Origin of the sequence: Paenibacillus sp. 1182 (genome assembly GCF_017833915.1) — a bacterium.
In the GTDB taxonomy this organism is placed as follows: Bacteria; Bacillota; Bacilli; order Paenibacillales; family Paenibacillaceae; genus Paenibacillus; species Paenibacillus polymyxa_D.
Window position 1 is genome coordinate 288,397 of record NZ_JAFICR010000005.1, and the last position, 22,656, is coordinate 311,052.

Annotated in this window: 15 protein-coding genes; 9 read left to right on the forward strand and 6 right to left on the reverse strand. The window is 43.8% G+C overall.

The annotated features are described in order from the left end of the window. Nucleotides 1-12: 12 nt before the first annotated feature. The 4 genes from treR to JOD82_RS12715 all read left to right on the forward strand — a co-directional run bounded on the left by treR (nt 13) and on the right by JOD82_RS12715 (nt 5,182). Complete coding sequence (gene treR / locus JOD82_RS12700) at nt 13-762, forward strand: trehalose operon repressor (protein WP_209949387.1); 750 nt, start codon at nt 13-15, stop codon at nt 760-762. Between the two features lie 210 nt (nt 763-972). Beyond that, nucleotides 973-1,713 (forward strand): LytR/AlgR family response regulator transcription factor, encoded by a 741-nt coding sequence (locus JOD82_RS12705; RefSeq protein WP_165148237.1) that lies wholly within the window; start codon nt 973-975, stop codon nt 1,711-1,713. Between the two features lies 1 nt (nt 1,714). Beyond that, nucleotides 1,715-3,016: a sensor histidine kinase gene (locus tag JOD82_RS12710; protein ID WP_209949389.1), complete on the forward strand. Its 1,302-nt coding sequence runs from the start codon at nt 1,715-1,717 to the stop codon at nt 3,014-3,016. Nucleotides 3,017-3,139: 123 nt separating this feature from the next. After that, the gene (locus JOD82_RS12715; protein ID WP_209949391.1) at nt 3,140-5,182 is read left to right on the forward strand and encodes a serine hydrolase domain-containing protein; all 2,043 of its coding nucleotides are present in this window, start codon (nt 3,140-3,142) and stop codon (nt 5,180-5,182) included. A 37-nt stretch (nt 5,183-5,219) separates the two neighbouring features. Here the strand turns inward: JOD82_RS12715 and JOD82_RS12720 are convergent, their stop codons facing one another. From JOD82_RS12720 to JOD82_RS12730, 3 genes are read right to left on the reverse strand one after another with little or no spacing between them, the layout of a single operon-like run. Continuing rightward, complete coding sequence (locus JOD82_RS12720; RefSeq protein WP_209949393.1) at nt 5,220-6,419, reverse strand: Ger(x)C family spore germination protein; 1,200 nt, start codon at nt 6,417-6,419, stop codon at nt 5,220-5,222. Beyond that, on the reverse strand, nt 6,412-7,515 hold the full coding sequence (locus JOD82_RS12725; protein WP_029515883.1) for a GerAB/ArcD/ProY family transporter: 1,104 nt from the start codon (nt 7,513-7,515) through the stop codon (nt 6,412-6,414). The genes JOD82_RS12720 and JOD82_RS12725 overlap by 8 nt, the downstream gene beginning before the upstream one ends. A 24-nt stretch (nt 7,516-7,539) precedes the next feature. Continuing rightward, nucleotides 7,540-9,219: a spore germination protein gene (locus tag JOD82_RS12730; RefSeq protein WP_209949395.1), complete on the reverse strand. Its 1,680-nt coding sequence runs from the start codon at nt 9,217-9,219 to the stop codon at nt 7,540-7,542. Nucleotides 9,220-9,625: 406 nt separating this feature from the next. Here JOD82_RS12730 and nirB point away from each other — a divergent pair, with 406 nt between their 5' ends. Both nirB and nirD read left to right on the forward strand, forming a co-directional pair. After that, nucleotides 9,626-12,055, forward strand: coding sequence for a nitrite reductase large subunit NirB (gene nirB, locus JOD82_RS12735; protein WP_209949397.1), 2,430 nt, complete (start codon nt 9,626-9,628; stop codon nt 12,053-12,055). 39 nt (nt 12,056-12,094) lie between these two features. Continuing rightward, nucleotides 12,095-12,424 carry a nitrite reductase small subunit NirD gene (gene nirD / locus JOD82_RS12740; protein ID WP_029515880.1) on the forward strand — a complete coding sequence of 110 codons (330 nt, stop codon included), beginning with the start codon at nt 12,095-12,097 and terminating at the stop codon, nt 12,422-12,424. A gap of 68 nt (nt 12,425-12,492) precedes the next feature. Here nirD and JOD82_RS12745 read toward each other — a convergent pair whose 3' ends face one another. The 3 genes from JOD82_RS12745 to JOD82_RS12755 form a co-directional block, all read right to left on the reverse strand. Then, on the reverse strand, nt 12,493-13,821 hold the full coding sequence (locus tag JOD82_RS12745) for an exosporium glycoprotein BclB-related protein (protein WP_209949399.1): 1,329 nt from the start codon (nt 13,819-13,821) through the stop codon (nt 12,493-12,495). A gap of 234 nt (nt 13,822-14,055) precedes the next feature. Then, nucleotides 14,056-17,946 (reverse strand): immunoglobulin-like domain-containing protein, encoded by a 3,891-nt coding sequence (locus JOD82_RS12750; RefSeq protein ID WP_209949401.1) that lies wholly within the window; start codon nt 17,944-17,946, stop codon nt 14,056-14,058. 48 nt (nt 17,947-17,994) lie between these two features. Next, nucleotides 17,995-18,336, reverse strand: a complete 342-nt coding sequence (locus JOD82_RS12755; RefSeq protein ID WP_209949403.1) for a phage tail protein — start codon at nt 18,334-18,336, stop codon at nt 17,995-17,997. Between the two features lie 247 nt (nt 18,337-18,583). Between JOD82_RS12755 and JOD82_RS12760 the strand changes: the two genes are divergently transcribed. From JOD82_RS12760 to JOD82_RS12770, 3 genes are read left to right on the forward strand one after another with little or no spacing between them, the layout of a single operon-like run. Then, complete coding sequence (locus JOD82_RS12760) at nt 18,584-20,284, forward strand: spore germination protein (protein WP_209949405.1); 1,701 nt, start codon at nt 18,584-18,586, stop codon at nt 20,282-20,284. A gap of 22 nt (nt 20,285-20,306) precedes the next feature. Continuing rightward, a complete protein-coding gene (locus tag JOD82_RS12765) occupies nt 20,307-21,401 on the forward strand; it encodes a GerAB/ArcD/ProY family transporter (protein ID WP_029515875.1) in 1,095 nt (364 codons plus the stop codon). Beyond that, a complete protein-coding gene (locus JOD82_RS12770) occupies nt 21,398-22,597 on the forward strand; it encodes a Ger(x)C family spore germination protein (RefSeq protein WP_029515874.1) in 1,200 nt (399 codons plus the stop codon). Before JOD82_RS12765 ends, JOD82_RS12770 begins: the two co-directional genes overlap by 4 nt. Nucleotides 22,598-22,656: the final 59 nt, after the last annotated feature.

Sequence of the window (22,656 nt, forward strand, 5' to 3'; positions counted from 1 at the left end):
TGGTGATGAAAATTGACAAAGAATATATTTTTGCAAATTTATCAGGATTATTCGGGACAGATTCAGACAGGCGAATTGGCTCCAGGTACGAAAATGCCATCTGAAAATGAACTGGCCCGGGAGTATAACACTTCTCGCGAAACCGTACGTAAGGCACTCCATTTGCTTGCACAAAATGGGTATATCCATAAAATAAAAGCTAAAGGATCTTTTGTTCTGGATATGGGACGGATGGATTTTCCTATAGGAGGTCTGGTCAGTTTTAAGGAAATGTCCGAACGGATTGGGCGTACATCACGAACCATTGTACATGAAAATCAACTACTTCCAGTTCCAGATGACATAGCCAATCATCTTGAGATTGACAAAGACAAATATTTGGTCTGGAAAGTCGTTCGTGCACGTGAAATTGAAGGTGAATGCGTCATATTGGACAAAGATTACTTTCGATCAGACATTGTATCTGTGCTTACTGAGGAAATTAGTCGTGGATCCATCTACGAATATTTGGAGGGAGAGCTCCATCTTCAAATCAGTTATGCAAAAAAAGTCGTTTCCGTAGAAAATGCAGACGAAGAAGATCATAGGCTGATGGACCTTCAGAACTACACTCATGTGGTCGTAGTACGTAACTATGTTTATCTGGAGGACACCACGTTGTTCCAGTATACCGAGTCAAGGCATCGGCTGGACAAATTCCAATTTGTCGACTTTGCCAGACGTTCCCACGGTGGAGACAAGAGAGCAGAATTTTTAAAATAACGATCAATAATATAGTTAAGAAACCCCGTCTTTTAAGACGAGGGTTTCTTTTTTACCTTGGATGCAACTGCTGAGCAGCTTGTATACTGGCATTTGAGGGATTTGAATTTGCGTTTTATCCAAAAGCTGTTTATAGAATATTAAAAGGTTATATACTGTTTAGAATACAATTCCATGATCAATGCAATGGAAACGAGGTGTATGTTATTTATGTATAGAGTGGCTATCTGCGATGATGAGCACAAGCAGAGAGAGCTTGTTAAAAATATGCTGATTACTTTGTCGATAAAGACCAGTATAGAATTTAAAGTTGAATTATTCGACTCCGGAGAACAGCTGGTATCTCATTATCAAAACCATGAGTCTCCATTCCATATCTTAATATTGGATGTTGAAATGAGTGGCATGAACGGAATCCAAACCGCCCAAAAAATAAGGAGTTTAAATCACCTGGATGAACAGATTGTTTTTTTAACGAGCTACCCTGAATATATGGTGGAAAGTTTTGACGTAGTCACATTTCAGTATTTAATAAAACCGATTGCTCCCCATATCTTTGAGGAAAAAATGATAAAGCTGTGTCAATATTTTCAATCTCTCGATAAAAAATTCGTTATCATCAAGTCAGCTTATGAGGAAGTGCTTTTAAAATATGATGATATCATTAGTATTGAAGTGGTCAAAAGCTTAACCATAAAAAACAAACTGCATTTTGTAACCTCTACTCAAACCTATGATAGCAAAGGGATTCTTTCGGACTATGCTTCAGCATTAAAAGAACATAATTTTCTACAAATTCATCGTTCGATTATTATAAACTTAATTCATGTGAAAAAATTTGCTGGCGGTGATGTTTTGATGTCAAATGATGTGAAGTTACCTATTGGGCGTTCTAAAATAAAAGAAGTTAAAGATCTATATACCAAATTTATGATCATGAAGATGCATTAATATGATGGAATATAACTCCCTGCTTCTTAATCTTTGCGTTGTCCTTGTTATGTGCTTCCAAGTGAATTTTTACTTTAACTCGGTTTTTGATAAGTCCAATCGAAAGCCGAACAGATTCGTGTACTTCATTATTTTTGGGTTGCTGGATTCCCTATATTTAAGTGTTTATTTGGCTCCTACGATATCTTCGATTTTAGCATTACTTGTCATATTTAGTTTAGCGCAATCGTATACAGTGGAAATAAAGACAAAGATCATCTTTTCTATCCTTTATGCTGTATTGATAACCATCGTTAATTTTATATCTCTTTATATTTTATATGCTGTAGGCTCTGTTAAAATTAGCAACTTTAGCCATTTGAGTGAACAAGATCACTTGATATACTCTAAGGTTATGTTACTCAGCTGCATTATCATGTTTGCTGTCATTCAGATTATACGGTTATTTGCCAAACGAAGAACCTTCCCTTTGCAGCATCGTTACTATATTTTATTTTTAATCGTTCCCATCATAAGTTTATACCAGGTCAATGTTTTATCTGTTTATAGTGAAAAGAATATGTATTATTTTGGTTCTATTATTGGCTTTATTTCCTTAAATGTTTTTATCATATATATTTTTGATAATGTCATTGAAAAATTTCAATTAATGCATGAAAATGCTCAATTACAACATCAGATGGACTACCAAGATGCTAACTACGAAAAAACGGTTCACAGCTTCAAAAATATAAAAAGAATCATTCATGATACACACCAACAGTTTTTGTATATTGAAGAATGTATCAAGAGAAATGAATTGGCTGAGGCGAGTGAACATATTAAGGTTACCTTAGATAAAATCGAAGGAGCATATCAAAGGATTAATACCGGTAATCTGGTTATAGATGCTCTTGTCACGAATAGTCTTAATATTGGGCAAGCCAATGGCATAAAGATAGATACCCAACTTAACTTATATTCACAGAAAGTAAATATTGAACGTTATGATTTATGTGTAGTTCTAGGGAATATGCTGGATAATGCCATAGAAGCATCTAAAAAGGTCAAGATTGCTGATGACAGGTACATTCTTATTAAAATACATTCCAATGAGTCCGCGCTTTTCATTCACATCCTTAATCATGTGGAGAATGAAGTGGCTCATTTGCATAGTCAAAAATCAAACCCAGATGTTCATGGCATTGGCTTAACCAATATATCTAGAATATGTGACAAATATGGTGGGAATATGACCATTGAAACGAGAAATAAAGTATTCAATAATATGGTTTTATTGCCATTTTATAAGGACATTCCTTAGACATCATGTTGTTTAGGGATTGTTTTTTTCGTTTAAGGGTGTTTTTTTATATAGAATCCTCGTTCATTGTATGATCAGGTCAGTCATAAAATCTGGTGAAGCTATAAGAGGAGGAAATATGGAATGAAGAAAATAATAGCTGTGTTCGTTTCTGCTATGCTTTTTGTACTGCCGATGACGAATACTTTTGCTCAAGGCACTGATGAACCTATCAAGGAAAAGGCTCGCAGTCTGGCCTCGGAGCTGGTATCCAAATACGGTGTTAGCGGTGTGCAGTATGCCATTATGGATCATGGAAACATCGTATTATCGGATAGCGTGGGTGTAAAGAATAAAGCAACCAACGAGCCGATCACCAAAGATACGATGTTCGGTATAGGCTCTACAAGCAAAATGTATGTATCTGCTGCAACGATGATGCTGGTGGATGCCCATAAGGTAGATATTGATCAGCCATTAACAACATACATTAAGGACTTTAAAATGTCTGATGAAAGATACAAACAAATTACACCGCGTATGCTGTTAAATCATTCGTCAGGTCTTTATGGTGCTCACTATAAAAATAGTATGTTATTTAATAACAATGATACAGAAAATCATGATGAGCTCTTGCTAAGGTTGCAATCAGAAACTTTAAAATCAAACCCTGGCGAATATTCCGTATATACCAATGATGGATTTCAATTGCTTGAAATATTAGTTGAGCGGGTGAGCGGTCTAAGTTACACCGATTTCCTGGCAAAGCATATGAGTACCCCTTTGGGTTTGAAATCTACCAAAACACCTCTCGATCAATTTGATAGACAAAAGCTGTCCAAAACTTATTTTCCTGCGATTGAGGGGGCCTTACCGGTTGAAAATGCCAATGTCATCGGGACAGGGGGCTTATACTCCACCGCAGAAGAGGTGGCTATGTTTTCAGAAGTGTTAACGGGGAACAGACCCGATATTCTATCTGCCCAATCGGCGAAGTCCATGCAAAGTCATGAATATCGAAAAGGAATATGGGTACCTGAAGAGACAAACAGCTTTAATTATGGACTTGGTTGGGATGCGGTTCAGTTGGCACCGTTTAGTGATTACGGAATAACTGCGTTATCCAAGGGTGGGGATACTGTTTTGTATCACTCTACTTTGATCACCATACCAGAGCATCATATTTCTATGGCTGTGCTTTCATCTGGAGGGTCTTCCATCTTAGATAGTATTTTTGCTTCTAACATTTTATTGGAACTTTTAAAAGATAAGGGCATCATTAAAGACATCATACCTGAGAAAACATTTGAGCCTCCTGTAAAAGTGGAAATGCCATCTGATTTACTTTCTTATTCGGGATTATACGGTTCTGTGGGTACAACCATCAATGTAGAGATTAAAAACGGTGAGTTTGATTTACCTGCTTTCTTGGATGGATTCGTCCCGGCGCAAAAATATGTGTATACAGGCAATGGACAATTCAAAAGCAGTGATGGCAGTGTAGCCATAAGCTTTGACAAACAAAAAAACGGGAAAACGTATATTAAGGCTAACCTATATTTAGACTTTCCGGGATTAGGTCAAATGGTTATGGTGACTTATGAATATCAAAAGCTAGATGCCAATCCTGTAAATCCCACAGTTAAAAAGGCATGGGAAAACAGAAACGGGAGAATTTATTATGCTTTGGATGAAAAGATATCTTCCATATTTTATCTGGCCCCCTCATTTATAACGAAAAAAATATCCGTTGATCATGATGGATACGCAAGTGGTACTAAAATTGTGAATGAGAATAAAGCAGTAAATGCCGTTGAGATTCCAGTTATGAGTGGAAGAGATGCATTTGATCTGAATTTTTATACCAAGGATGGTTCGGAGTATTTAACCATAGATGGACAATCCTATATCAGTGAAGATGCTGCTAAACCTATCTTGGGAGGAAAATCAGTGCACACTGTACCATCTAATGGCCAAGCCACATGGTATAAAATAGATAAAAACTCAGCCAATAAAACGATGACCGTTGATTTTCCAACAAGCGGAGGGTTCGCTGTCTATGATGAAAACGGAGCAGTTGTACAATTTTCAACTGCTAGCAATAACAATTCGGTTGTACTGCCCAAAGGTGGCTTGATCGTTTTGGGTGGCAATGCAGGGGATGTATTTAAAATCAATTTGAATTAAGTGTGTAGTCGCTTCTGTAAATTCAGGAGCGACTATTTCATTCAGCAGATGAACCTAAATCCGTAATGGATAATTTTATATCAAAGGTTACGGGTGTTTTGCTGAATTTGTAATCCCAATCATCCTTTACTTTTTTCCACACCTGCGGTTCCTCAATATGCAAATGATCACCAAAACCGGCAACATCGACTTTATATTCTGACTGTAATTTGTGCATAAGAGACTTAATCCTGCTAGTCACTTGTTCTTCAAACTCTTTCTCAGCCTCCTTCATGTTTTGTGTCTCAGTCGGGTCGGCTTTATCATCCCAGTTTTCGATTAAACGTCCTTTGGATTCAATTTCTACGTGAAACGAGATATCGTTACTCTCAGTCACCTTCGTTGTTATTTTGCTTTTTACCGATTTGATTTCGTAAGTGATAGCTTCATTCCGCTTGTCATATGTTTTTACAGCTCCGCCCTTAACATCACCTGTAATCCAGCCAATACTCTCCACGTCTTGTTGGTCCAAACTGCCTATCCAGTGACCGGTATCTCCTTTAATAATACCAGCACCTGAAAATTCCAATTCCCCATCGGATTCAGTGATGTTTTGCAATATATAGCTTTTTTTGGAATGCATCATCCCATCCAATTCAGACAAATTGACCCCCCTCATTACCTTGCTGGTTCTGAAATGGTTACGAAGCATATACAGAATATGAATGGATGGGACTTCTTCCTTATATTTGGTAACTAAAGTACTAGCTGCTCGTCCCTTGCTTAAGAAGACCAAGCAACTCGGGCGAATATCATTATCACGAAGCGCAAAATCCATCAATTGCTGCATCGTCTGTTCTTTCGCCAAATCGGTAGCAACCACCATGACCTTTAGATGGTGGCCAATAACGGGGCGATCCAAACGGAGAGAGAGCTGCCGGAAGATTTCAAGCAAAGAATCTCCTGTGCCAGTTATGTTGTTATAGTTTGGCTCTTGTCCCCCTCCTCCGCCTTGTTGGTTTGGGCTTCCAGATGATTTTTTGGGGACGATTTGTACGCTGGCCGTAATTTTATTTTTCTTGAAGTAACGGCTACCTTTCTTCTCCAGATCCTGTTCCAATGGAGTGAGCTCCCCCTTATCCAGAGAAAGTCCTGTATATATGCTAAGTTCCTCTACTTCTTTGCTGCTCCAACAACCGACTTGAGTCACCAGAAGAATAAAGGCAAGCAGTACAGATAGGATAGGTCGTCTACACATTTTGCTTCATTCCCTTCTTCCTGATCATGAACACAATGGAGAGAAATACCGGAATCAAAATAAATAATAGGATTCCCATATATCCGATCGCATCGCCCAGGCTAAACACTTCCATCATACGAACAGGAGTCATTGTGGAGATAAAGATTAGCGGGATTAAACCGAAAACCGCATAACGATATTTAAAACCAAACACCTGTGAAACACCTAAGGATGCATTGAAGAAAAAACTGCAGGAATTACAAAACATTTGCATCATCCAGATCACTAGCAGTGGAAACTCTAGACGTTCAAAAAGAAATCCGGGGATTTCAAAACTGCGCATCAAATTAATGGTAGGCCAAGTACTTGTCACAGTGGAATCTACCGATAGCCCGCCGATGACCATAACTACGGTCAAAAAGTACAAAATTAAAGGGATACTGATCCCCACTACCATGGCCTTAAATGCTTTCTCGGGGTGTTGCATAAAAGCGACCAGTGTCATGACGACTTCACATCCACTGAAAACAAGGATAGTTGATTTCAGTCCCTTGATGACGGGTAAAACCCCTTCACTCAATACGGGACGAAGATGATCAATTTCAAAAATCCTTAAGCTAAAGAGAAAACAAAAAAGCAGAAAGAAAAGACTGATTGGAAGTACAATCTGGTACAGTCGCACGATGGGATTAATGCCTCCAAAAACTAAATAACTCCCTACCCAGATAAATGGAATCACAATCGCCCAGATGGGTGTGCCTTCGAGTAGAAAAAACATGGTCACTTCAGCTAACACACGTATTTCAAAGCCGGCAATGATTATAAAGTATATAATCAATAGCACGCTTAAGATTCCTCCCGGAACAGTGCCTACAATTCTTCTGGAGTATTGGTATATGGTGTTTCCGGGAAACTGTTGACTTAATTTCACCATGACCCAGACGACGAATATGACAATACCTCCACCGATGAGGACAGAAAGCCATGCATCAGGAGTCTGTACTTGTTCAGTTACACCCCTCGGCAGTGTCAAAATCCCTGCGCCCAATACGGTATTGGTCAGGAATACAGCCGCCTGCTTCGTTGTGATCTTGTCATCAGAGCGTCTAAACACAGTAGCTCCTCCTTCGTCTTGGCATCATGGTCTACGCCTTTTTTGCTGCGTTTTCATCATAACAGGTCTTCGTTTCATTAGAGATATAGGAGCTCGGATGTACATATCTTTCAAGTCGCTTAGACGCATCGGGGAAAAGGGAGTCACATATGGGACGCCGAAGCTTTTCAATTTCGTCAGATGGATACAAATCAACAGAAAGAACAATATGGTTCCGAGCATCCCCAGGATTGCTGCAAAGAGCATGCCGACGAAACGCAGTAGGCGCAAGGTAATGCCCGCACTGTATGTCGGTATCGAAAATGAAGAAATGGCAGTTACCGCAACCACAATCACCAGGAAGGGGCTGACGATGCCCGCATTTACAGCAGCGTCGCCGATGACCAAGCCTCCCACAATGCCCATTGCAGGACCAATGGGTTTGGGCAATCGGATGCCGGCTTCCCGCAGGATTTCGATCGAAATTTCCAGAATCATGACTTCAATGACGGAAGGAAAAGGGACGCCTTGACGGGTCTGAATGATGCTAATGACCAGCTTGGTCGGAATCAAACCGGGATGAAATGAAATAAAAGAGATATACAAAGCAGGGCCCATCAGCGCTATGAAAGCTCCAAAAAATCTCAGCAAACGTAAAAGTGAACCTGGAATCCAGCGTTCATAATAATCCTCGGGAGATTGAAGCAGCATACTGAAGGTCACCGGGACAATAAGTGCAAAGGGAGTCCCGTCCAGAAGAATGGCTATTCTTCCTTCCAGTAATGCATTAATGACACGGTCGGGTCGCTCTGTGTTGTGAACCTGCTGGAACGGACTTAAGTAATTGTCTTCAATGAGTTGCTCCACATAACCGGATTCAGCCAAAAAATCCATATCTATTTTTGATATTCTGCGGTTTACTTCTTCAAGAAGATCCGGATTCACAATATCCTTGATGTACGCGACAACCAGATCCTTTTTGATTCGGCTTCCCACTTGAAATTTCTTCATTTCCAGACTTTTATTTAAGCCCTGGCGTCGAAGCATCGAAGTATTTTCACTTAATACTTCCGTAAAACCGATTCTGGGACCCCGAAGTAGTGCTTCAGAGGTTGGTTCATTGACGGAGCGAATGGCGCCATTAGGCGAGCCTACCAGTAGTGCTTCCTTCATTCCTTCAATTAATAAGGCAGTATGACCTAAAAGGATGAACTCGTGCAGTTCCTCCATACTGGTAACTTCACTAATTTGCGTAAGTGGCATCAAGCTATCTTTTATAAAAGAGCTACTTATACTTTCCGGCTGTTCCTGTTGGTCCTGCTGGCCCTCAAACATCAAGACCTCCAATACCTGATTGCTCATAAGCTTTTCATCCTGCATGCCTTCTATGAAGACTAATACGGACCGAGCATGAAATTTTTTCAACATAAACTCACGAAAATGCACATCACTATTTCCGCCTATAGACTCTCGGATCGAATTTAAATCGGAATCGTAATTCCCTGTAATTTTAGAGTTTGGTTTATTCTGTTGATCAAGGTGCTCTTCGTTATTTTCATCGGAGAGCGGCCGACCGGAAGAATGTTTGGATTTCGCTCCCTTACTACCGACAAACGAATAAATCGAGGTGTTTATATAATAAATCCCTAAAGGAATAATCAACGCGAGGCCTGCTTGAAAGAGTATACTCCAGCTCGGAATATAAGAAATTATTTTAGACCACAAGATGACCACCTCCAAACGATTCAATTCTAAGATACAAGTTGTCCCTAAAGTATTCCTTATAAAGGTTGTATTTACACATGAACTGGAAAGATTCGTTCGATGACCAGAGCAAATGATCATCAACTACACTATTTTTAAATCTAATCATTACGGCAGATCTCACACCAAACACTTCTGTTTTTGTTTTAGGGCTATCTAGCACTGAGAGTCAGCGTAGGGAATGGTGCAAAACCCCTTGAAACGGAATAGGGAAATCCCTAAACATTCTTAATGCGAACCACATTGTGATTATAATCACATATAGCTCTATCTGCTGTATTAAAATAGAAGCATAAACAATATTCATTAGAAACGTAGAGATGTCGTCGGATAGGAAGTAGCGTCGAATGAATGGAGGAACCGGTATATGATAAACAGTAAAAAGAAGCTTGTGGTTATAGGGAACGGGATGGCTGGTATCAATACGGTCGAACAAATTTTAAAATTAACAGATAAATATGAAATTACAGTCCTGGGAAGTGAGCCGCATCCGAACTATAACAGGATCATGCTCTCTTATGTGTTGGAAGGTAGTAAAACAATAGATGATATCATACTGAACGATTTGCAATGGTATGCGGATCAAGGGATTACTTTATATACAGGAAAAATGGTTAAAAGTATCGACGGTGAGAACAAGAAGATTCTCACCGAAGACGGACTGGAAATTGATTACGATGTGGCTTTGGTGGCTACTGGTTCACAATCGTTTATTCTGCCTATTCCGGGTAAAGAATTACCGGGAGTTATTGGTTTCCGAGATATCGCCGATTGCTCGGCAATGCTGGAAGCGGCAAAGACCTATAAAAAGGCCGCTGTCATTGGTGGAGGTCTGTTGGGGCTGGAGGCAGCTAAAGGCCTGGTCAATCTGGGGATGGATGTTACGGTCGTTCATTTAATGGAAGATTTGATGGAACGTCAGCTAGACCGGGAAGCCTCTGCGATGCTAAAAGCAGAACTAGAACGCCAGGGAATCAAGTTTGCTATGCAAATGCAAACTTCGGAGGTGTACGGTCAAGATCGGGTACAAGGACTGCGGTTTTCTGACGGAAGCGAGCTGGAAGCGGATTTGGTCGTTATGGCGGTTGGGATCAAGCCTAATATTCAGGTAGCTGTGCAAAGTGGTATGGAAACGAACCGTGGTATTGTAGTCGATGATTTGATGAGAACCTCTGTGCCGGATGTATATGCTGTAGGGGAATGTGTTGAACACCGCGGAATCTGTTATGGTCTGGTAGCTCCGCTGTTTGAGCAGGGAAGTGTCATTGCCAAACATTTGGCAGGCGCGGAAACTGAAGGTTATATGGGATCGGTGGTTTCCACCAAGCTCAAAATTTCAGGGGTGGATGTTTTCTCAGCTGGCGAATTCATAACCCAGCCTGAACATACGGTGATTGTAGCAAAAGATGAGTGGAAGCGGACCTACAAAAAAGTGCTGCTTCGTGAAAATAAGATTGTTGGAACTGTACTGTTTGGCGATGTGAGTGAATCTGCTAGCCTGCAAAAATATGTACGTCAGCAAACATTGATGACAGATGAAATATATGGACAGCTCATGGGTACTGGATGCAGCAATCACGGGTCGAAAACATCATCCGCTGAAACGATGGCCGATGATGAAATTGTGTGTGGCTGTAACGGTGTAACTAAAAAGGCCATTGTTGATGCAATTAATGACAATGGATTGACTACAGTCGATGAAATTAAGGCATGTACCGGAGCAACTCGTTCTTGTGGAGGATGTAAGCCGGTCGTGGAGCAGATTCTACAATATGTTCTTGGAGACAGCTTCAAGACGTCAGCCAAGCAAGGAATATGTAGCTGCACAACATTGAGCCGGGACGAGATTGTGGAAGCGATCAAAACCAAAGGGCTGACAACTACGCGTGAAGTGATGAATGTACTGGGTTGGCATAATGATGAAGGTTGCTCCAAATGCCGGCCAGCGCTGAATTACTATCTGGGAATGATTAACCCGGATACCTATGAAAATGAGGGAGATTCCCGTTTTGTAAATGAGCGATTGCACGCAAACATTCAAAAGGATGGAACGTTTACAGTTGTTCCTAGAATGTACGGCGGTGTAACGACCCCAGAAGATTTGAAGAAGATAGCAGATGTTTCTCTTAAATACAACGTTAAGGTCGTTAAAGTAACAGGAGGACAGCGGCTTGATTTGATCGGTGTCCGTAAAGAGGATCTGCCTAAAGTATGGGAAGAACTCGATATGCCGTCGGGGTATGCCTACGCGAAGTCACTTCGTACGGTTAAAACCTGTGTTGGATCGCAATTTTGCCGGTTTGGCACACAGGACTCGATGGGAATGGGAGAAGTGTTGGAACGGAAATTCGAACGACTGGACTTCCCGGCAAAATTCAAATTAGCGGTTAATGGATGTCCACGCAACTGTGCGGAATCATGTACCAAAGATATCGGAATCGTAGGTAATGATGGAGGCTGGGAGATCTTTATCGGTGGTAATGGCGGTATTAAAGCACGGTTGGCTGATTCACTCTGTAAAGTGAAAACCGACGCCGAGCTGATTGATATTGTAGGCAGCGTAATGCAATTCTACCGGGAAACAGGGCAATACCTGGAACGTACTTCGGAGTGGGTGGAACGGATCGGTCTGGAAGAGATTCAGAAAGCAGTCGTTCATGATACAGCTAATCGCCAAGCTTTAGTAGAACGTATCGAATTTGCACTGCAACAGGTCGAAGACCCTTGGAAAAAGATCATCAATGATGAGGATTCACGCAAGAATTTATTCGAGGTTGTCACCCCGTCTATTGTGTAATTGTATCTAAAATGCCTGAGGAAGGGAGCAATCAAGCAAATGATCAAAAATGCCGAATGGCTTGTCGTCGGTCACAGTAAGGATTTTCCGATCAGAATAGGACGTACCATCCACATCAAAGGTGTCGAAATTGCTGTTTTTCGCACTTCGGAGAATGAGCTTTATGCTGTTGAAAATATCAATCCTCATCCCAAAAGAGGTCCTCTTACAGAGGCGATAGTATCTGGTCATTATATCTATGATCCTTTATATGACTGGAAAATTGACCTGCAGACAGGCATCGTTCAAGAGCCTGATCACGGACAAGTTAAAACGTTCGCTGTTTGTGAAGAGGGAGAAGAAGTAAAAATATCGCTCGAAACGGTTTAGTTCATCTGATGGAATACAAATAAAAAGGGCTCAACAGGACAATCCTGTTGGGCCCTTTTCGGCTTGGATCAGGTAATGGTAATGCCTGCACTCGCATAACCCACCACGGTGTTGAGGAGGGAGGCTCCTGTAGCCGTTGCTGAGAAGACCATAAGTAGACGGGTCTGCGCGGTTACGGGTATAGCCAATTCGGTAGTAATACCACTAGAGATCGTTCCCAAAGCAACAATGTCAGTCAGTGGGGGAGTCAATATAACGGTAGCTCCGGGAATCGCTGTGAAGGAATTATTAGGTGTTGGGGAACTAAACAACTGGGCAGTAATGCTAACGGATGATGCTAAGAGGGTCAGAGCAGCTGTTGTACTGAAGTAACCAGCAATAGAGGTAATTACGCCATCCCGTGGTACGGAAAAAGCAAAGTTAATAAGCGGTCCTACAAGCGTACCTGTGAGGTCAATGGTATCGCCTACGAGGCCAATACCTGTAGCTGAGCTTCCGAAGCCGATCAAACTTGTGGTTCCTACCAGCCCACCAAGAACAGTTGTCAGTGTAGCAGGCCCTCCGGAAGCAAACGGGATGATGGCTCCCGAGCCGGTGGCTCCGGTAATCCCTGTAACGCCCGTAACACCCGTGGCCCCAGCGGGTCCGACAGCGCCAACCGCGCCCGGTAGACCATCGGCTCCCGTAGCACCCGTAGCGCCGACTGGTCCGGCAGGGCCTTCCGGTCCAGCGGCCCCGATAGGCCCAGCGGGCCCAGCGGCGCCCACAGGTCCCGCAGGCCCGTCAAGGCCCACAGGTCCGGCCGCTCCGATAGGTCCGGGAGCCCCTTGTGGCCCTGGTCCACCTGCTGGTCCAGGCGCACCGCCGGGTCCCACCGGTCCTGGAGGTCCTGGAGGCCCTGGAACCCCTGGAGGCCCTGGGGGTCCTTGTGCACCGGGCTCCCCTGACAAGTATGTTTCACCTAATACGTTGCTAACCATCGTTCCAGCGATTCTGATCGCGTTGATTAAGCTGTCTTTAAGAGCAGGATCGAGGGATTCTTGTAAAACGATGGACAATAGCGCATCCAGCAATTGTTGCAGTGCAGTACCTACGCCGATCGGCGAGAAAGGTGTAGCTTCTAACGCAACAATAGCAAGCTCCAGCGCTGCCAGTAAGTCTGCCTTGGCCCCGCCGCGAAGCCTTAAGCTTTTCGCCAGAGACAACAGACGTCTTAAAACCTGTTGCAAGGAAGATACATTAGCCGCAGAAGGGTTTGCGAACACAATGGGGATAATCGCGGTTATTTCATTAATCAGCCTGAGAAGATCTTCGATACTTCTATTTACTCTTGTTGGTTTACAGTCTTCATCTTTTTTTGATGCACCACTGAACCTGAACGGTTTTTTATGTTTCATGCTCAAATATCTCCTCCTGATCGTTCTTCCTACAGTAGAGGTGACAGGTGGTTCATCGCCCCGTTTCGCAGATACTCATAATATATTTTCTGAAGCGAAAAGGGTGAATGACCAAGCAAAAATGATTGTTGAAGGCTCCTACATAAAATACACATAAAAAATACGGCCCCCCGAAAAGCTTGGAGGCCGCGTTGTATTGGCTATACTCATCTGATCTATGAAACTTGAAAATTCTTATTTAAGCATACGTACTAACAGTTCAGCCATCTCACCTCTGCTGATAGCCGCTTTTGGCTTGAGCGTTCCATCTGGATAACCGCTGATCCAGCCGGAGGATACTGCATTTTGGAATGCTGTGGAGGCCCACGCTGAAATCTGCTGCTCATCCTTGTAGGATTGCAGTGCAGTAGTGCTGGAAATGGATGTCTGATTCTGCATCGCGTGTGACAGGATCACCATCGCCTGTTCACGGGTAAGGCTTTCATCAGGTCCGAAAGTTTGAGCGGTTAGCCCTTGAATCCATCCCTGACGGTAAGCAGAATTCACAGCTGATCCAGCCCAGTGTCCCTTCATATCTGTAAATGAGGTAGAAGGGCTCTCATCTCCAGCAGTTCCCAATGCTCTGGTCAGTATGGCTACAAATTCTGCACGGCTTACAGCGCGCTCAGGACGTATGTTGCCGTCTTTATAGCCTTGTATCCAGCCTTTGTCTGCAAGAGATTGCAAGGACTTCGCAGCCCAATGGCCTTGTACATCTGGCCATACTTGAGCTAGCTCTTGCGAATCTGACGAATTGATTGGGGCATTTTGCACACGGGTATGACCGGTTTGAGGCTTTGCATCTGTGGCGATGGCAAAGGTACCTAACCCGGTCGTATTCAGACTCACACCCGACAAAATCCCTTTTGAATCCATTACAGCAGTACCTTTTAGAATCTCACGCTCGCCATTCTCATGAATAACAAGAATGGAGAACTGGGGCTCTGCATTGTGTAACTCACCTAAGGATTCGTTATCCAGCGGTAGAATGATGGTCGATGTCCCTGTCACATTAGCTTTGATGTCTGTAACCGGACCCATCAGCGTCAGGCTGGATTGTTGCTCAGCCCAATCACGGATCTGCTGTGCACGCTGTACATCTACCTGCTGGAATGACAATGTAACGTCCTGCTGACCTGAGGCCATGCTGGTTAAGGTGTCACTGGATATCCTCAGTGTTCCATATCGGGATATTACCGATGCACCCATCTTATCCCACTTATTCAGTAAAGAATGAGGAAGGAGAACACGACTCATTTGTTTTTCCTGCTCCAAACGAATGTCTGCGTATGCTTTGCCCTCACGAAGTGCTTGCTGTATCTGCTCATCCAGAAATGCCGGCGAAGGAACAAAGAGGGAGAACTCTTTCCCTTGTTCAGAAAATCCGATCTGTGGCACGAAAGTAGATAGATCCTCAGTCTTATCTTTGTTAGATTTGCCTGTATTCGCAATTACCTTGGCAGGAACGGTGACTTCTATGGCTTGCGTCAAAGCATGAGAACCATCACTTACCCTCATAACATCCAGCATGATAGTTACAACGGAAGGAGTACCTGCTTGAACAATAGTTCCGTCTGTACGCACGATGTCTGGCTGGCTACTGCTGCTGATGGTCACACGGAAACCATCAGGTACAACAGGCAACCTGAGCAATGTATCACTTGTTGTAGGAGGTGTTATGCTTGTGATGGAATCGGCAACGCGCTGCGCGGTTAACCCTTGCGGATACACTAGCCCTGACGGAGCGCTCTTCATGCCATTTACGTTCTGTAGCACATAGTAGGTGGCTCCTTCAGGAACGGGTATAAATGTATATCTACCCTCTCCGGAAGCAATTCCTTCCGCTATAAGCTCCTGCTGAGCATTGTACAGCTCAAGCCGTGCGTTCGGTAAGGCGCCTGTAACGATCACAGAGGCTATATCCTCATTGCCTGCTGCGGCTGTAACAGCACGAGGCAGCACGTTTATATGGCGTTCTGCAGGCTCTGCCGTCCAACCCCCGTTGTCGCTATAAGCATAGTTCAATACATATACACCAGGTACATTTGTATCAACATTCCCGCTACCTGAAAGCTCAGGGAGCAGGATATTGCCGTAAACACTGTCCAGTACGCTGGCTCCTGGATCAGTGAAGCTGTCGCCGGTTTCCAGAACAATTGGATTACTGCCGTTCAATCGTACGTAAGGTGTATTCGGCAATGCCTTCAGCACTGTGATCGTGAATGTTCTTTGTACAGAAGCTGCACCTTTAGAAATAATGGCAACTAATTGTACATTCGCATCACCGTCTGTATATTTAGGCCGATTCACCTGACCGCTGTTGCTGAGGATATCTGGTTGATCCGAAGACCAGTCAATCTGGGTGTCAAATGCTCCTGTACGAGGCAGAGCAATAGAATCCTTAATCCCTTGCGGATAATCCAAATTTAGAGTATTTGCTGCCAAATTTACGGCTTCATCAGCACTTACGGGCAGTGCGGGCACGAGCAGGCTGAATGTTTTTCGCAGATCAACCCCGCCTCGTGACACAACTGCTTCCAGCGTGATGGTCTGATCGCCTTGCACATAGCTTGGGAATGTTACATGCCCCGTATGATCCAGGAACTGGGGCTGAGTCGATGACCATGACACCTGAACACCATTCAATGCGTCTTTTGGCAAATATACGTCTCCGGTTACTGTAGTCATTGGCAACTCAAGCGCCCTGTATGCTGCGTCAACGGCTTCTGTATCGCTCATGGGCAGACGGAATACATGCGCAGTAAAATTCTTTGTTTTCGTTAAGCCTGCAAGTTGCAGGGTAGCCGTTAGGATAACGTCAGTATCTCCACTACTATAAGAGGGTCTGGTGAGTGTTCCATCTGATGCAATGACAAGAGGTTTGGACGAGGACCATTCGATCTGCGTACCACCATAACCGGATAATGGGAGAGATATATTTTCTGTCAGCGCAGACAAATCGCCAAGCGAGAGGGCACCTGCTGCTTGATCCAATGTATCATGTGCAGTTATCTTCGGTACGGTAACTTCGAAAGTTTGAGTATCCGAGGCGGTTCCTTTTGCAATCGTAGCTGTAAGTTTTACTTTTCGGTCACCCAGATCGTACCGCGGGCGTGTGACAGCCCCCTCATTCGTAATGACGTCAGGAGTATCCGAACTCCAGCTCACCGTCGTATCATTCAATCCAGTGAGGGGTAGTGTCAGATTTTGAGATACCGAATCAGCTGTATCTCCAGATGCAAAGCCTAAAGCAAGAGCGGCTTTTGCCTGTGCAACTCTCTCGGCATCGGTAAGTATAATCACTTTAACCTCTGAGGGAGTGCTCTCCCCTTTAGCATTCACAGCCTGAACCGTATAAATTGCTTCACCTGGCGGCAAGGCTGAAGTGTCTATGAATTGGGTTAAGCTGCCTGTATAGAGCGTTACGCTATCTCGTATGACTTTGTATGATGTTGCATAAGGAACAGCATCCCAGCTTAACTCCACTGTATTTCCATTTTTGGTTCCTGCAAAATGGCCCGGAGCCTGTGGAATAGGCAATTGCTCCCCATAAGCTGCGAATTCCATGATGGAAGTCCATTGATTGTTTCTTGCATTTCCTTGATCAATAGTTAATCGCAAGTATCGTGTAGTTACAGGGGCAATGCTCTTTTCAACATTAGAGCTTTCATTATTCTGGACGGTATCTACAGTCACCCAATTAATTCCGTTGCTGCTTGTCTGCAATCGGAAACTGTATGGATCACGTTGATCGTTCCATCCATAATGGACACCCATACCTGTAACAACATATCGATCTACGGTATACCAATCTCTCAGATCTACCTGGATCCATTTTTCACCATTGCTTGCCTGATACCAGCGGCTTGTTGGCTCGATTGACCCATCTACCGCTCTGGAGGGATCATAGGGTTGCGTGTAACCGCTTGAGCTTACAGGCTTGTGCAACACTACATTTTCCCAACCGGCAGCATGTGCCTCATTCGTCCCTATGAGCAGGAACGCACCGCCGATGAATGGCAGCAATGGAACCAGCAACCGATAGGGTTTCAATTTGTTGCGTGTGAAGTTATTGCCTTCGAGCACGCTATCACCTCTTCTTTATTAAATAGCACACTATTGAGCGTATTCATCTTATGGGCGGGACGGGTATGCCCCTTCGGTTGCGATGTAGTAGTTTACATTTGGCAACGGGGAAGCTCCGCGCAAGTCAGGCAATGCAAATGTGCTCACTCCATCGCCGCCAAAATTAGTGCCCAGCAGGCTAAATAATGCTGAATTCTGAGCAATGCTCAAGATCTGGCCCTCGCATTTTAGCCAACCTTTAGGAGCGAACATGTACGGGTACACCGTAATTTCCCCAATATAAGGCTCATAACCTGCATGTGCCTGTTTGGGACTGATTGCCGTTCCACCTAACAAAATGACCGCTAACAAACTCAACACAGCGGTTTTCTTCCAAAAATGATTCTTCATACCTACAACTCCTTTTTAGATTCGAATAATGGACCACGAATTCAACAAATTTGTGACATTAGTCATAGAATGAATAGATATTATCATGGATTTCTACATTTGACACTACAGTTCATCTATCAAATTCACCTTTTTATTCCTTTTGTGAGCAAAGAAATTTATTCCATCCCACCTATCGTCCATGCATCTTTTTTCTAATCCAGGTAAATCTATATACAAATCCTATGGAAGTAAAGGAGGAAAGAACGTGTGGCAGGTCATCGGAACTCATATACCCAAATGGAACGTATGGATAGAAGCTGTCTTTTTGTTCATCATACCTTTGATTATTTTTCTGACGGTACGACAAATTAAAGCGATGGATGGTCGAGAGAGCAGACGTATGGAACGATTAAAGCTTCTAGAAGAAGAAGACCGTTCGGAGCAGGCAGATCGCAACCCGTCTGTAAGTGAGGCAGAGAAGGAAAAGGGAACCTTTACCGAAGATTATGAGGCGAATATAGAAAAAGTCAGACAAGCCGTCTCGGAAATGTCGGATGTAAACGAACGATCTTTTTTTCTGGAAAAACTGAACGCTGTAGGCACGCTTTTTTTTGTGGATGGCTTAACAGATAAGGTTGGCATGGATCAGAACATTTTAAAGCCACTGATGGATTGGGGGAGTTCCGGGCAAGGGGGGGAAGATCTTCCGAGAGGAGAAGAGCTTCGGAATATGTTTATTCGTCAGGTCATGCTGGTATCGGAAACAGAGTATACGTTAGAGGTGCAGTTCTCCTTGCAAAAGGTGCTGTTCGGTTCTGTCATACTCATGATTCAGGGCATACCAGGGGCTTTTGTGTTGGGTACACCCAAAGGGAATACACGAGGGGTGGAAGACCCTATATCGGAATCGGTGCTGCGAGGACCACGAGTCGGTTTTACCGAGACCCTCAGCGATAATACCGCAATGCTGCGCAGACATGGAGAAAGTACGGAACTGGCCATGTCGTCCTTCAAAGTTGGAAAAAGAGTGGAAAAACAGCTAATGGTGGTGTATTTCAGAGACATTGCCGACCCGGAGCTTGTGGATGAGGTGAAGCGGCGGGTCAAAACCATTGATATGGATGAGGTATTGGAGTCGGGCTATGTGGAGCAGCTTATTGAGGATAATTTTCTTAGCCCCTTTCTGCAAATTCAAAATACGGAGAGACCGGATCGGGTCATGGCTGCATTGCTGGAGGGACGTGTGGCGATTCTGCTGGACGGTACACCTTTTGCGCTTCTTATGCCTGTAACGTATGGGATGATGCTCCAGTCCCCCGAAGATTATTATGAACGATGGATACCGGGTTCGCTTATACGATTTCTTCGTTTTATGGCAACTTTCATATCGTTGTTCGCCCCGGCGCTCTATATCTCCTTTATCTCGTTTCATCCCGGATTGATTCCAACCAAGCTGGTCATTTCCATTATCAGTGCGAGACAAGGGGTTCCGTTTTCGACGCTGGTTGAGGCCCTGATTATGGAGATTTCTATCGAAATTTTACGTGAGGCGGGACTTCGGCTCCCCAAACCCATCGGTCCAGCGATGGGCATCGTCGGCGGTTTGATTATTGGACAGGCCGCTGTTAACGCCGGGATTGTAAGCCCGATTCTCGTAATTGTGGTGGCCGTTACAGCGATTTCTTCCTTTTCAGCCCCTGTATACAGCGCTGGGATTTCCATGCGTGTCATGCGCTTTGGAGCCATGTTTACGGCGGCCACCTTCGGGTTGTATGGCGTAATCATGTTTTTCCTAATGCTGAGTATTCATATGGTTAAATTACACAGCTTCGGTGTGCCGTTCCTGAGTCTAACGGTCCCCCGTTCGTTGAAGGACTGGAAAGATTACTTCATACGAGCACCGCTGCAATTTATGAAAAATAGACCCATTCTTTTGAAGCATAAAGACCCTAAGCGACAAGGATGAGCTCAACACAGGAGGGAGCAAGATGGCCCGTGGGAAAAAAGCGGATAAAATTACAACGTTGCAGACAACGGCAATTGTGGTTTCCTTTATGCTGGCTGCCGGGTTGCTTACCCTTCCCAGAGTAGCAACTGAAGTTGCAAAAACACCGGATGCGTGGATATCTGTCATTTTAGCAGGGGGGGGCACTTTCCTGCTCGGATGGATTATGATCAAACTAAGTTCAAGGTTTCCAGAAAGTACCTTTTACCAGTATGTTCAGCGGATAACAGGCAAAGTCATTGGCAAAGGGATTGGTATGCTGATTGTTATTTATTTTGTTTGTATAGCCGCATTTGAAATCCGATCTGTGGAGGAAGTAACGTCGTTCTTTCTGCTTGAAGGCACTCCGGCGTGGGCAATTTCAGCACCTTTTATGTGGCTCTCTCTGTACCTATGCATGGGAGGAGTAAGCTCGTTAGGGAAAATATGCCAATTAATATTCCCGATTACGACGGCTATCTTTTTGTTGATATGCTTGCTGAGTTTAAATATTTTCGAATTGAATAATTTGCGTCCTGTCTTGTCGGAGGGGGTGATGCCAGTGGTTAGAACGCTCAAGACTACAATCCTGACATTAACGGGGACAGAGTCCTTGCTGATTATTTTTTGTCGGATGGAAAAACCCGAGAAAGCAACCAAGGCAATCGGACTGGCGATCGGGATCGCGGTCGCTTTTTATACAGCAACGCTGATCCTGTGCATTGGCGCTTTTTCGTTCGAAGGAGTCTTGAGCAGAACCTGGCCATTTTTAGATTTGGCTCGCAGTTTTGAAGTGGAGTACCTGTTATTGGAACGGTTCGAATCCTTGTTGTTGACCATTTGGATCATGCAAATTTTTTCCACATTTAGTATTGCTTTTTATTGCGCTTCGCTCGGAGTTTCTCAAATTTTGAATAGCTCTTATTCCAAGACGCTGTTCATTTTGCTTCCGATCATCTACTTCCTATCCCAAATTCCCAAAAATCTGAATGAGTTATTTTCTTTTGGAACGATCCTGGGGAATGGAGCTTTTGTTTTATTCGCTCTGCTTCCACTGCCACTTCTGCTTATTTCTCGCTGGAGGAAGGTGCGGTCATGATGAGGGCACGGTCGGGATTACTCGGAATGACCGCACTCCTAGTATGTTGTACACTTTCAGGTTGTTGGAGCAGCTCGCCGGTGGAGGATCTAAATCTGATGACAGGTATTGCTATGGATGTAGAGGCAGAATCTTCGCAAGAAGAGCAAATTAATCGAAAAGGAGGAGATTATCCAAAAAAAGAGTTAATCACTGGAACCTTCCAATTTGTCATCCCAGAGGAAAGCGGAGGCTCCAATAGCTCCTCCCCGCAAGCTAAAAAATTTTTTAATATTACGGAAACGGGGGATTCCGTTTTTGAAATGCTCAGAGAAATTTCATTGCGGACCAATCGACCTCCCATCGGGCAACATTTGAAAACGATTATTATCAGCTCCAGTCTGCTTCGCAAGATTCCGTTGTATGAGCTGCTGGACTTTTTCTTGGGGGATAATGACATTCGGCCCAGCGTACAGCTACTGATTAGTACAGACAAGGCGGGGAATGCGCTTCAGGAGAAAATTCCTGGTCAGATTCCTGCTTATATATTAAAGGATATATTCCAAAACCGTAAACGGAACGCGCGGTTGATAAAGCCCATGGCTTTGGCTAAAGTGATCGGACCCATGAAGGGTGAAAGAAGCTTTATATTACCTAATGTCATTACGGCGGAGAATGAAATCAAGCTCGCAGGTGCGGGAATCATCAAGGGAAAGACACAAACCTACGGTGGTTATCTGAATGAGTCGGAGGTCGAGGGTCTTATGTGGATCAAAGGCCAATTGGATGGAGGCGTGCTGAAAAGCAGCGATCCGAAAACCGGTAAAAATATAGCATATGAGATCAAAGCGGTGAAAAGCAAGATCAAGGCCATCGTTCAGGGGGATGACATTTCCTTTCAGGTAAAAATGACCTCAGAGGGACGCATTTCGGAGGTGCATATAAAGAATGAAAATTTGCGTAGCAACAATGTGCTTGGACAAGAAGAGAGTCTCTTTCAGGAGAAAGTGAATTCATTAGCTGAACAAACGTTAGCTAAAATGCAAAAGCTGAAGGTTGACGTCGGAGGTTTCGGAGAGGCCTTGAGGATTCAGCATCCTAAAGTTTGGCGTAAGGTCAAAGAGGATTGGGATACCACTTTTAGTACCATTCCTGTACGGTTTAGCACAGATATCCATATTGAAGATTACGGCTCTTCGATTACGACGGCAGACTAGTTTGCACGTACTTATTTTAGAAAAACCTTCAATACCACGAATCTACGTGACGTTGAAGG

Excerpts from the sequence above, each read along its gene's own strand:
- JOD82_RS12720 (WP_209949393.1), bottom strand. The coding sequence starts at position 6,419 with ATGTGTAGACGACCTATCCTATCTGTACTGCTTGCCTTTATTCTTCTG.
- JOD82_RS12705 (WP_165148237.1), top strand. The coding sequence starts at position 973 with ATGTATAGAGTGGCTATCTGCGATGATGAGCACAAGCAGAGAGAGCTT.
- JOD82_RS12755 (WP_209949403.1), bottom strand. The coding sequence starts at position 18,336 with ATGAAGAATCATTTTTGGAAGAAAACCGCTGTGTTGAGTTTGTTAGCG.
- JOD82_RS12765 (WP_029515875.1), top strand. The coding sequence starts at position 20,307 with ATGGCCCGTGGGAAAAAAGCGGATAAAATTACAACGTTGCAGACAACG.
- JOD82_RS12710 (WP_209949389.1), top strand. The coding sequence starts at position 1,715 with ATGATGGAATATAACTCCCTGCTTCTTAATCTTTGCGTTGTCCTTGTT.
- JOD82_RS12715 (WP_209949391.1), top strand. The coding sequence starts at position 3,140 with ATGAAGAAAATAATAGCTGTGTTCGTTTCTGCTATGCTTTTTGTACTG.
- JOD82_RS12770 (WP_029515874.1), top strand. The coding sequence starts at position 21,398 with ATGATGAGGGCACGGTCGGGATTACTCGGAATGACCGCACTCCTAGTA.
- JOD82_RS12745 (WP_209949399.1), bottom strand. The coding sequence starts at position 13,821 with ATGAAACATAAAAAACCGTTCAGGTTCAGTGGTGCATCAAAAAAAGAT.
- nirB (WP_209949397.1), top strand. The coding sequence starts at position 9,626 with ATGATAAACAGTAAAAAGAAGCTTGTGGTTATAGGGAACGGGATGGCT.
- nirD (WP_029515880.1), top strand. The coding sequence starts at position 12,095 with ATGATCAAAAATGCCGAATGGCTTGTCGTCGGTCACAGTAAGGATTTT.